The 10,925-nt window shown below is 40.6% G+C and carries 16 protein-coding genes; 10 read left to right on the top strand and 6 right to left on the bottom strand.

Translation table 11 applies throughout. From position 1 onward, the window contains the following. Positions 1–60 precede the first annotated feature (60 nt). The 7 genes from V7O67_RS12505 to V7O67_RS12535 all read left to right on the top strand — a co-directional run bounded on the left by V7O67_RS12505 (position 61) and on the right by V7O67_RS12535 (position 4,831). On the top strand, positions 61–1,086 hold the full coding sequence (locus tag V7O67_RS12505; protein ID WP_406670128.1) for a Vms1/Ankzf1 family peptidyl-tRNA hydrolase: 1,026 nt from the start codon (positions 61–63) through the stop codon (positions 1,084–1,086). A 13-nt stretch (positions 1,087–1,099) separates the two neighbouring features. Then, positions 1,100–1,366: a hypothetical protein gene (locus tag V7O67_RS12510; RefSeq protein ID WP_406670129.1), complete on the top strand. Its 267-nt coding sequence runs from the start codon at positions 1,100–1,102 to the stop codon at positions 1,364–1,366. Then, complete coding sequence (locus V7O67_RS12515; protein WP_406670130.1) at positions 1,363–1,656, top strand: hypothetical protein; 294 nt, start codon at positions 1,363–1,365, stop codon at positions 1,654–1,656. Before V7O67_RS12510 ends, V7O67_RS12515 begins: the two co-directional genes overlap by 4 nt. Positions 1,657–1,695: 39 nt before the next feature. Further along, positions 1,696–2,469: a 23S rRNA (uridine(2552)-2'-O)-methyltransferase gene (locus tag V7O67_RS12520; RefSeq protein WP_406670132.1), complete on the top strand. Its 774-nt coding sequence runs from the start codon at positions 1,696–1,698 to the stop codon at positions 2,467–2,469. A 381-nt stretch (positions 2,470–2,850) separates the two neighbouring features. Beyond that, the gene (locus tag V7O67_RS12525; RefSeq protein WP_342304526.1) at positions 2,851–3,219 is read left to right on the top strand and encodes a transposase; all 369 of its coding nucleotides are present in this window, start codon (positions 2,851–2,853) and stop codon (positions 3,217–3,219) included. Positions 3,220–3,221: 2 nt separating this feature from the next. Then, entirely contained in the window at positions 3,222–3,653 is a 432-nt protein-coding gene (locus tag V7O67_RS12530; protein WP_406671483.1) for a transposase, read from the top strand. Positions 3,654–3,928: 275 nt separating this feature from the next. After that, positions 3,929–4,831 (top strand): hypothetical protein, encoded by a 903-nt coding sequence (locus tag V7O67_RS12535; protein WP_406670133.1) that lies wholly within the window; start codon positions 3,929–3,931, stop codon positions 4,829–4,831. Between the two features lie 466 nt (positions 4,832–5,297). Here V7O67_RS12535 and V7O67_RS12540 read toward each other — a convergent pair whose 3' ends face one another. Beyond that, complete coding sequence (locus V7O67_RS12540) at positions 5,298–5,588, bottom strand: DUF211 domain-containing protein (protein WP_406657993.1); 291 nt, start codon at positions 5,586–5,588, stop codon at positions 5,298–5,300. 159 nt (positions 5,589–5,747) lie between these two features. On the opposite strand from V7O67_RS12540, the gene V7O67_RS12545 reads away from it, so the two are divergent. From V7O67_RS12545 to V7O67_RS12555, 3 genes are all read left to right on the top strand, one after another. Further along, complete coding sequence (locus tag V7O67_RS12545) at positions 5,748–6,386, top strand: histidinol phosphate phosphatase domain-containing protein (RefSeq protein WP_406670134.1); 639 nt, start codon at positions 5,748–5,750, stop codon at positions 6,384–6,386. Beyond that, positions 6,383–7,057 carry a cyclase family protein gene (locus V7O67_RS12550; RefSeq protein WP_406670135.1) on the top strand — a complete coding sequence of 225 codons (675 nt, stop codon included), beginning with the start codon at positions 6,383–6,385 and terminating at the stop codon, positions 7,055–7,057. Before V7O67_RS12545 ends, V7O67_RS12550 begins: the two co-directional genes overlap by 4 nt. Before the next feature lie 228 nt (positions 7,058–7,285). After that, positions 7,286–8,161, top strand: coding sequence for an archaellin/type IV pilin N-terminal domain-containing protein (locus V7O67_RS12555; protein ID WP_406670137.1), 876 nt, complete (start codon positions 7,286–7,288; stop codon positions 8,159–8,161). 8 nt (positions 8,162–8,169) lie between these two features. Here V7O67_RS12555 and V7O67_RS12560 read toward each other — a convergent pair whose 3' ends face one another. Genes V7O67_RS12560 through V7O67_RS12580 form a run of 5 tightly spaced genes read right to left on the bottom strand, consistent with a single transcriptional unit; the run spans position 8,170 to position 10,916 of the window. Next, on the bottom strand, positions 8,170–8,487 hold the full coding sequence (locus V7O67_RS12560; protein WP_406670138.1) for a hypothetical protein: 318 nt from the start codon (positions 8,485–8,487) through the stop codon (positions 8,170–8,172). After that, complete coding sequence (locus V7O67_RS12565) at positions 8,475–8,762, bottom strand: hypothetical protein (RefSeq protein WP_342304519.1); 288 nt, start codon at positions 8,760–8,762, stop codon at positions 8,475–8,477. The genes V7O67_RS12560 and V7O67_RS12565 overlap by 13 nt, the downstream gene beginning before the upstream one ends. Positions 8,763–8,782: 20 nt before the next feature. Further along, positions 8,783–9,328 carry an XTP/dITP diphosphatase gene (locus V7O67_RS12570; protein ID WP_406670140.1) on the bottom strand — a complete coding sequence of 182 codons (546 nt, stop codon included), beginning with the start codon at positions 9,326–9,328 and terminating at the stop codon, positions 8,783–8,785. Next, the gene (locus V7O67_RS12575) at positions 9,321–9,896 is read right to left on the bottom strand and encodes a Kae1-associated kinase Bud32 (protein WP_406670141.1); all 576 of its coding nucleotides are present in this window, start codon (positions 9,894–9,896) and stop codon (positions 9,321–9,323) included. The genes V7O67_RS12570 and V7O67_RS12575 overlap by 8 nt, the downstream gene beginning before the upstream one ends. Positions 9,897–9,923: 27 nt before the next feature. Continuing rightward, entirely contained in the window at positions 9,924–10,916 is a 993-nt protein-coding gene (locus tag V7O67_RS12580) for a bifunctional N(6)-L-threonylcarbamoyladenine synthase/serine/threonine protein kinase (protein ID WP_406670143.1), read from the bottom strand. Between the last annotated feature and the right edge of the window lie 9 nt (positions 10,917–10,925).

Below are 10,925 nucleotides of genomic sequence, written 5' to 3' on the forward strand. Positions count from 1 at the left end.
TTTGATTGTCTCATTTCATATAGGCATATTTTTTATACAGGACGCTTCTATTGCAGTTAGATGGTTGAAAAAGACAGGGTCATTAACAATATCAACTATATTTTCAAAAAATATTCAGGCAAAGAAGAACTTGAGGCCGAGATCAACAAGCTTCAGTCACACATACTTGAACTTGAGCTGGATGTGAATACTGCCAATAAGCGCTATGAGAAGAGTGCAGCATCTGAAAAAAGGGCTGTTGCAGCAAAACAGGGGGCTGAAGAAAAGCTGAAAGCTGCGGAAGTAAAGCTTCGAAGTCTGGAACATGAACTTGAGAAACAAAGGACTGACGCACCAGGTGAATTCTCTTTTACCCATGTTGACCAGTTTAGCAAGCAACGAACTGAAGAGTTTATATCGTCCATTTCATCTGTAAATTACTCTACAGAATCACTACTAACGGTCTATGTTGCTGCCGGGGAACAACTGAATAACATAAAGGACCATGAAAACCTGATTGAAAGGATTGACAATGAATCTCTTGTGTTGATCGAGAAGATATCCTCATCCACAGGTCTTGTATTGTTTTATTCTCCTGATCATCTTGTAAATGAACTGATAGTCCCTCCTTTGCCCCTGAAAAGATCTTACTGGACCAAAGGTAACACTTTTGACACTGACTCCTTACTTGAGTCAATAAAAGAAAATGTCAGCATGAGTGTTTTGGTAGCACATGCGGGTGAATCTTTTGTTGGTTACTCATTTGATTCTGAAGAATTCGATTCATTCCAGGTGATAAAGAGCAGTGTAAAGGCCAAACATGCAAAGGGAGGTTTCAGTCAGAGAAGATTCGAGCGCCTAAGGGATGAAGATATAGCCCATCACATCGACAAGGTAAAGTTGTCTTTGAAGGAACTGCTTGAAGAATTCGAAGAGAACATAGACTACCTTTTTCTGGCAGGTGACCTTCAGCTTGCAAAGGAAATGACTTCAGATGTGCCTCTGGATATCGAACAGGTATTCTCTTCATCTGATATACGTATCGAAAAGCATTATGTCCAGGATATTCTGAATCAGTTGCTGGTTTATCGTAGGTACAGGCTTTAATGGGTTGAATGTTATGAAAAGTAAAGAAGAGCTCTGCGGGATAATTGATGCCCTTGGCGCCCTGTCTATAGGGGACATTTATTCAGTTACAAAGGAATTATATTTACTTAGAGGCAGCGTTCCATTGACTTTGCCTTCGATAAAAAACATTTGCGAAGAGGCTGAAAAAGAACATCTTATCGCTGTTGTATCCTGGGAAGAAGTTGCTGGTCTGGATGAAAATGACCTTTCCTACTATATATCAGGACCAAACGCCTTTCCTGAAGTCCCTTCGAGTTGAGTGAAGTTATCGATATACTTCAGATTGAAGAGAGGGAAGTTGATCTCAGCAAAGTTGCAAGCAGGTTCAGCAGAAATCTGCATAAAAGGATAAAAAATCTGGAGATCAAGGTTGATTCCATTGATCAGGCAAAAGTCAATCCAAAAGACCTTGAGAATCTTGAACAAAGGTATAGTGATATATTGAACCAGTACTATGATTACAGTTTCTGGCTTCCCGGGGACATGTCAGATATTGAAGCCGAGATACAGGTTCTTAGCAGCAGAATAGAAGCTCTGAAACCGGCATAAGGTATTTGACAGTTGGATATAATCAGGTAGCAGATTCACATGGCAAGGGACAGACGGGATACTTACTACTGGAGAGCCAAGGACGAAGGATTTCGCTCCAGAGCTGCCTATAAGCTTTTTCAAATTAACGAAAAACACAATATCATAAAACCCGGAGACACGATAGTGGACCTCGGAGCAGCTCCGGGGGGATGGCTTGAGGTTGCAAAGAAGCTTTCCGATGGGCGGATAGTTGGCGTTGATCTGCAACGGATCAGTCCGATCGAAGGTGTGGAGACTATAAAAGGTGACATCACTTCAGACAGGACTATCGAGAAGATACTGGAAATGGTAGGTGAAGCAGGTGCGGATGTTGTCATATGTGATGCGGCACCCAACCTTTCAGGAAACTGGAGTCTTGACCATGCAAGATCCATAGACCTGACTACATCAGCCCTTGAATGTGCCAAGAAGATACTGAAGCCTGGTGGTAACTTTGTGGTGAAGGTTTTCCAGGGAGACATGTTCAAGGATTTCCTTGATGAGGTCCGCAATAACTTCACCTTTACTCGTTCTTATTCTCCCAAAGCTTCAAGGTCACAGAGCGCCGAGATATATGTCATTGGTAAAAAGTTCCTTACATCACCTGTCAGACGTGGTAATGAGTTCGAAGTTGAGATCAAAGAACTTGGCTCAAGTGGCGATGGTGCGGTTCTAATAGACAATTTTGTAGTTTTTGTCAAAGGGGTTGAGCTTGGAGATCGTGTAAGGATAAAGATTCAGGATGTAAAACCGAACTTTGCTTTTGCAGAAGTAATTGGGAATTTAGAATGAGATTTATACGCTTTATCCGAAAAATAGGGTAATTTTCGGTCAACAACATGATTTTTCGGTCAAAAATAGTATTATTCGGACAAGTCAAAAAATACCAACACATGCTCCATGTTCTTGGCTATATATGGGAATAAAGTGAATGCAGATAATTCAGTGCTCTTTGTAAAACATATTCAAATTAGAAAAGTGCATTAAATGAACCACTTTGAAAGTGATTCATTTCAAAAGCTGTTGGCATAAGAATAGCTCACATGTAATTCATTATTATGGACAACATGCATAATTGGTATACTCTGCTTCTCTACAAAGAGATCTTTAATTGATAGGACCTATCTCAAAACTATAAATACTATGTCTCTGAAGTTTATTATGGGGATATGAATGGAATTCAGAGAACTCTCTGATGAGCAATGGACGTTTATTAGGCCACACTTACCTCCGCAACCAATAACCGGAAGAAAGAGAGCTGATGACCGTAAGGTCATCAATGGTATTCTCTTTGTTCTGATAACCGGTTGCAGATGGGGAGATATGCCAGTTAGTTATGGTTCCCAGGCAACTGCCTGGAGAAGACTAAAAAGGTGGTCAGAGGAAGGAATGTGGACTGTGATAATGGAATCCCTTTGGGATTCAGCTTACCAAAAAGGTAAGTTCACCATGGATGTCGTATGTGTTGATAGCAGTTTCATTGAAACTAAAAAAGGGGAGAAGATTCCGTATACAACGGCCACAAAAAAAGGAACGGCATAAAGATCCATGTTTGTGTAAGTTGCGAAGGCTTTCCTTTGACAATACAGATCGCTTCTGGAAAAGAGCATGATAGTCAGCATTTCATCGAGATCATGGAAAGTATCAGGGTCAAGACGGATGGAAGACCAAGTACGAGACCATCAGAAGTGCTTGCGGATTCTGCTTATGATAATGTTGTAATCAGAAAATACTTGAGATCAAGAGCGATCAAAAGTAACATTCCTATCAATATCAGGATTCGGAAAAATAGAAAAAAAGGAAGGCCCACAAGGTTCGAGTATGAGTCATACCATAAAAGAGGAACAATAGAACGATTCTTTGCATGGTTGAAGATGGCTTTCAGAAAAATAGCAAGTAGATATGAAAGACTTAACGTGGTTTTCAAGGGGCTAATAGAAATTGCATGTTTTATGTTATGCTGGGAAAAGGTATAAGGGACGTTTTGAAATAGGCTCATATATAATTTATGACCAAACTTTAATTATATATCTTCTTTATATAATATATTTTATACAAGGTTGGCACATATACTTGTAGTACTTTCTTAACCAGAACCTTATTCTTTTGCAAACAGGTTCTGTAAACACTCCAAGAATCTGGTTACATGAATGCTGAAGTCCCTGAACCAAATAACCATTCAAAATATATCCCTGTGATTTTGACCATTATTGTGGTTCTTGTAGCAGGCTATCTTCTCTTAGGGGACTATATGCAAAAACAAAGTATATTGCATGATGTCGATTCTTCCTGGGGGAATGCATCAACATTGCGGAAAGAAGGTAATTATGATCAGTCATTACAGATCTACAAGTCCGTATTCGGAATGATCTCGTCAAATGAGTTTCCTCTTGAATGTGGGATGAATCATTATTATCGTGGTGCTACATATGAAGAAATGGCTTCAGTATATACTGCCAATGCTTCAAGTAACCTGAAGAACAGTATATATGCCTATGATTCTTCCCTAAAATACATCACAAAAGATGAGTATCCGGCTGAATTTGCCAGGGTACAGTACAGTCTGGGTGGTGCTTACCTGAAACTATATGTCTTTCAGGATACCGAAGAAAACATCAATAATTCCATTATCCATTACAATGAAGCGCTCACTTACTATTCCATAGCTGTGGATCCCGTGTACTTTGCATCTATAAACAACAAGCTTGGCAATTCTTGGCGTAAGATTGGCAACACAGGAAAGGATACCGAAAACTTTCAAACTGCTCTTAGCGCGTATAATGAATCTTTAAGAGTTTTCAGGAAAGATACTTATCCTTTAGAGTATGCAGGGGTTCAGAACAACCTTGGAAATCTCTACATTGAAATGTCAGAATTCAGCGATAAAAAGAGCAATATAAATAGTGCCATGATTGCTTTTAGCAATGCTCTTGAGGTCTATTCTATCGAAAGCCGTCCCATAGAATATGCTACTGTTCAGAACAACCTTGGGAGTGCATATTTGGCCATGTCAGAAATAGAGAATAAAGAAAGTAATGTTGAAATGGCTGTTGATGCCTATCATGAGGCATTGAAGATATTTACTGTCGGTCTTTTTCCCAGTGAGCATGAAGGGGTCATTCACAATATTGCACGGGCTTATAAAAGTCTTTAAGTAAACAATGTTCAACAAATAAATCTTTTTAGGTAACTATTCAGCCTGATAAAAACGCTATCAATAACAATCTTGACAAAAAGTTGAAACGTAAATTTCATTAGAATCATTTATTTTGATTGTTGCTATTGATTGCTTTTTTGATTGTTAGATTGTTAGTGAGCAGACATCTCTATTTCGATGAAATCAGTACCAATAGGCAAATCGTGCCAGGCTGAATAGTTACCTTTTTAGTAACTATTCAGCCTGATAAAAACGCTATCAATAACAATCTTGACAAAAAGTTGAAACGTAAATTTCATTAGGATCATTTATTTTGATTGTTGCTATTGATTGCTTTTTTGATTGTTAGATTGTTAGTGAGCAGACATCTCTATTTCGATGAAATCAGTACCAATAGGCAAATCGTGCCAGGCTGAATAGTTACTCTTTTTAAAAGGCAAAAAAGTATCTATACGATACTTTTTCATCTTTCCTGCAGGGTCTCTACTTCTTCTACGAGTTTTTGGCCGGCAGCAATCTCATCTATACTGTGTATGACAGCGCCCAGATTCTCAATTGAGTTCTTTATCTCTTCATAGTCAAGGTTTTCACCTTCGATTGTGATTTTAACGGTTTCTGTCTGCTGGTCTACCTCGTAAAGGCTGAGGTTGACTCCATAAACACCATCAATTACACTTAGTATCTTTGAGAACTCTACGATCGATGGATGGTGGGGCTTTAGTACATCCAGAACTAGTCTTCTGATTCCTGTCAATTTTTACATCCTTCCTTATCAGAAAGTCATAGTTCTATGAATATTTAAACTTTTAAGCATTGCATGTAAAACACTATATTATTTTTGTCTTTCTATGAATGACTTTATCTATTTTCAGAACATAGAACAATTCATTCTCATAATTAATGAGGTGTTATCATGATAGATATGCATACCCATTCCATTTTCAGTGACGGTGAACTTATTCCCAGCGAGCTTGTAAGAAGGGCTGTAGTCAAGGGCTACAAAGCGATAGGAATCACGGATCACGTTGATTTCTCTAACGTGGAACATGTTCTTGAGAATGTCAAGAAGGCCAAGTATCTGGAAGATGAGCTGGACATACAGGTAGTCGTAGGTGTTGAAATCACCCACGTACCTCCAAGGAAGATTGCTCCGCTGGCCAGAAAAGCAAGGGAGTTGGGTGCAGAGATAGTTGTTGTTCATGGAGAGACTATAAACGAGCCTGTCATGCCCGGTACAAATGCAGCTTCTGTTGAGCTTGAAGATATTGATATACTCGCACATCCGGGTTTTATCACCCCGGAAGAAGCTGAGACTGCCCGTGACAATGATGTGTGCCTTGAGATAACTGCGCGCAACGGCCACAATAGGACAAACGGACACGTGGCCAGGATTGGACTGGAAGCCGGTGCAACACTTGTTGTCGATACAGATGCGCATAGTCCTGATAATCTCATAACAAAAGAGTTTGCCTTAAAAGTTGCCATGGGCGCAGGTTTGACTGAAAAGCAGGCACAGGCTGTACTTGATAATTCTCTTCGTTTTCTGGAGTGAAATATCCTCCTGTTTTCTTTAAAATGTCGTTCAATGTAATAGACATAACTACTGGTATATCTGTAGATACTCCAGTATACGATGGAGATCCAGAACCACTTATTGAAAGAGTCTCATCAATAGAAAATGATGGTTTTGTGGTATCCAGAGTGAGTTTCGGTACGCATACAGGAACTCATGTGGATGCTCCTTCTCACATTTTTGTTAATGGGAAGAGTGTTGATGAACTTACACCTGGATCATTTATGGGGAAAGCTGTTCTGCTTGACCTATCTTCTGGTGATGGCTGCATTACAGAGGATGAACTGGAAAAGTGTTTTGTACAATATATAAATGAAGAGGATTTGTCTGTTCTTTTGATAAAAACAGAAAAGCATTCTAATTATTGTAAATCTCCCGATTCGGGACGTATGCTTGCGGCAACTGCAGGTAACTGGATAATGGATAATGGATTTACCGTAGTTGGCGTGGATACTCTTTCTGTGGATTCAGAATTTACCCTGCCAAACCATAATCTTTTTTTGCGCAATGGATTGAGTATTGTTGAGTATTTGCACTTAAGTGAAGTAAGAGCTGGCATTTATTTTTTCATCTGCCTTCCATTGAAACTAATTGGGTGTGATGGCGCGCCAGCACGTGCAATTCTGATGGACAAGGCATGTTTTATATAATTATTTGCATAGTAAAATGTTAAAGTGTTCATAGATTACTTTAAATACGATACCTTTTATATTCCGATATATAGTTACGTATTTGGATATAAATATCTCAATATTTATATTAACGATACAATAGTATTAAATAACAGAATTAATATACTATAAACTATATACTCATGTTACACGATTGCTACAACGTTTGATGAGGGAAGTCGCACGAAAGCAAATCAGAAGCAGACAATGCACAGTGACAACCGTGCACAGGTAGGTATAGGTACTCTAATCATTTTCATATCAATGGTACTGGTGGCTGCAGTAGCATCAGCACTCCTAATCAAAACTTCCGGTGTGCTTCAGCAGAAAGCATCCCAGACTGGCCAGGAAACTACCAGAGAGGTTGCTTCCAACATGCGTGTTGATCGTGTGGAAGGTGAACGTGCAATATACGAAACGGTTACTGTAACCGATGGTGTGGTGTCTCCTACAAATATAACGGTTTATGAAGGCCAAATGGTTGAATGGATCTCTTCTTCAGGAGCTTTTGATATATCGGTGGATGGAGAAAATGATTCTGTTGCCGATGGCTCGTACTTCGAATATCGTTTTTCAGAGGACACGACTTATAATTTCACTATAGATGATGGCTCAACCACCACCACCGGAACGGTTGTTGTAAGTGACACACTAGAGTATGGTGAGATCACAAAATTACACATATCCGTATCACTTGGTCCTGGTAGTGAAGATGTGGACCTTTCACAGCTGATTATTTATCTTTCAGATGGTGAGCATGTTGCTAATGTCCGGTATAATACTGATGCTGAGACCACTGAAATACACAATCCTACTTCTGAATATTTTTCAGTAAGCCCAATACGTTCCCGTGATCAAGCAACATTCAAGGCCACACAACCTGTGTTAAGGACAGGTGATATCATGGAGATCGTAGTAGATATGCGAAAAATCTACCAGATTGATGATGAAGACTATGAAGGCCTTGAACCAAGGACTGAAGTTGCTTTCCAGGTAAGGCCGGAAGCCGGTGCTCTTGTAGTTTTCGACTTTATAACACCAGGTGCTTACTTCAATGAAAAGTATATCCTGCTGAGGTACTGAAGGTCAGCTCAAAAATGAGAAAGTGTATATTTCTTATCTGCAAGTACAAGTTCAAAATTGAAGTATCCTGATATGGGACCTTCAATTATAACTCTCATATTTTCACTTATATCCTGGCTATCATCAAGAACCCACTTTCGGGTATTATCCAGCTTTCCTTTTCTGAAATAGATTACATTACCATCAATATCATATCTGTCCTTGACACCGTTTTTGTACTGGCAGATAATTGTATTGTTTTCCTGAATCCAGTGAGTATCATTAAGATTGTGATTCATATCCGGGTCCGGGTCCACTCCAAATGCCAGATAATCTACATCAGGCATTGACAATTTGATAGTGCACGTGGATCCCTGTGGGCTATTATGTTCCTGAAGGGTCCTTGCATATCCGTTTTGTATAGACAAGAGCTCAAAAGTGCAGCGTCATTGATCTGCTTGCTGTCCTTTGCCCCTGAATAGATTGGAGACAGGCTATTCCATGAAAAAGCTACAAGGAATATGACAGCACATGTCACTGCAAGATAAAACACCATTTTAAGAGGAATTGTGTCAACACCACGTGTATCCCTGAAAAAAGTAGTTATTTTAACCCCCACCACTTTTTATGTCCCCTTCAATTTCATTCAAGCCATTCTAAGAACTTATCAAGTGCTTTTCTGCGATGTGAAACAGTATTCTTGAACTCATCCCCAAGTTCTCCAAAGGTCTTTCCATTGTAATCGAATATAGGGTCATATCCGAACCCGCCGGTTCCAAGCTCTTCAAAAGCGATATTTCCTTCCACTATTCCGGTAAACGTGAGCGGTTCACCATCAGGTTCGCAGTAGCCAATAACTGACTTGAAGGTTGCAGTCCTGTCTTCTTCATCTTCCATGAGTTTCAGTACCCTTTTGTTACCAAGATTCTCTTCAACAAAGGCTGAATAAGGGCCTGGAAAACCGTTAAGTGCCTTAATGAACAGTCCGGAATCATCCACCATTACAGGCATTCCCAGCTTTTCAGCCACCCACTTGGCTCCATAAGCTGCAATGGGTTCAAGCTCATTCTCCTGCAACTCGGGATATCCATCACTATTCTGGATAACCTCAATGTCCTTTGCTGCAAGTATTTCCTTCACTTCACTGAACTTGCCTTTGTTGCCTGTTACAAAAATGATCTTACGCATATCTTCCTCTTTTTTCTATTTCCTTTACTCTTTCCAGTACTTCACCAGAATTGTCACATGTATGCCTGTAGCCTCTGGAAAAAGCATCTATAAGTGCTCTATAGTCATGATGTGTACTCTCGAACGTCTGGAACAGGACGTGTACGTCCACACCACGTGCCTCGATGCTACTGTCATTAAATGAGAGTCCGAAATCTATCATATATATCCTGTCGCTGAAACATATCAGGTTGGATGTTGTGAGGTCTCCGTGGATAATGCCTGCCATATGTAGTTCAGCCACAAGGATTCCTGTTTGCTCACTGAGATTCTCATCGATCACATGTTTCATTGCAGTTCCATCGAGGTACTGCATTTTTATGGTGGAATTATCGATGTCATAGATGATGGGTGTTGGCACTCCAGCTCTTCTGGCTTCGGATATCAGGCGGGCTTCGGCCTTTGTCCTTTCTTTTCGGATTCGTTCATCAAGTTCCCTGATACGGTACCTTTTTGGTACTCTTTCCTTGACGATAAGTTCTCCCTTTACTTTAACTGTAGCTTCGGCACCACTCGTCAGATATGTCATATTTTGCTTACCTCATATTACCGAAAGTCATTCACGCCAGGTCACATTGACATCGTCAGGCCTGAAATTCGGGTTCACATGTGAATCCTCAATCGACAGTGTATCTCCTGCCTCATACATCAGTAGTCCCAGATAGGCTATCATTGCCCCGTTGTCGCCCATAAATCTTTTTTCGGGAACATAGAAGGATGCTCCTCTGTCTTCACACATAATGCCAAGCATTTCCCGAAGCCTTGCATTTGCTCCCACTCCACCTGCAAGAAGCACTTCATTCTTCTCAGTATGTGCAAGTGCGCGTTCGGTTACCTCTACGACCATGGCAAAGGCATTTTCCTGCAGGGAATAGCATACATCCTCTATAGGATATTTTTTGAGACTCTCTGTTGCAGCAGTGGAAAGTCCCGAGAAGGAAAGGTCCATCCCCTTGACTACATAGGGCATGGGAATATAGTTATTTGATTTCTTGGCCAGCTGCTCAATCTTTGGGCCACCAGGATGGCTGAGGCCTGCGCTTCTTGCAAATTTATCAAAGGCATTTCCAAGACCTATATCCAGTGTCTCTCCGAAGACACGGTATCTTCCCATACGGTAAGCCAGTACCTGTGAGTTTGCACCGCTGACATAAAGTGTTACGGGATCATCAGCAGGTGTCTTCCATCGTCCTACTTCTATGTGGGCAAGACAATGATTAACGCCTACAAGCGGGATATCCAGAGTAATGGCAAGCATCCTTGCAGCAGTTGCAACCGTACGTAAACAGGCGCCGAGTCCGGGTCCCTGTGAGAAGGAAATAGCATCTATGTCATCTGCTTTGATACCTTTTTCCTTAGCCTCTTCAAGTGCTTTTTTAATCATGGCAGAAGCATATTTTGCATGGTGCTGCGCAGCTTCACGCGGATGTATGCCTCCGCTTGGAGGGCTGTATGTGTCGGTTGCCTCCGAGATTACGTCTTTTTCATTCACGACAGCAACGCTGAGATTCCATGCCGTGCCTTCGATACCAAGGACTGTTCCTTTCAAATCTAATTT

This window comes from Methanolobus sp. ZRKC4, from assembly GCF_045291305.1.
Taxonomy (GTDB): domain Archaea; phylum Halobacteriota; class Methanosarcinia; order Methanosarcinales; family Methanosarcinaceae; genus Methanolobus.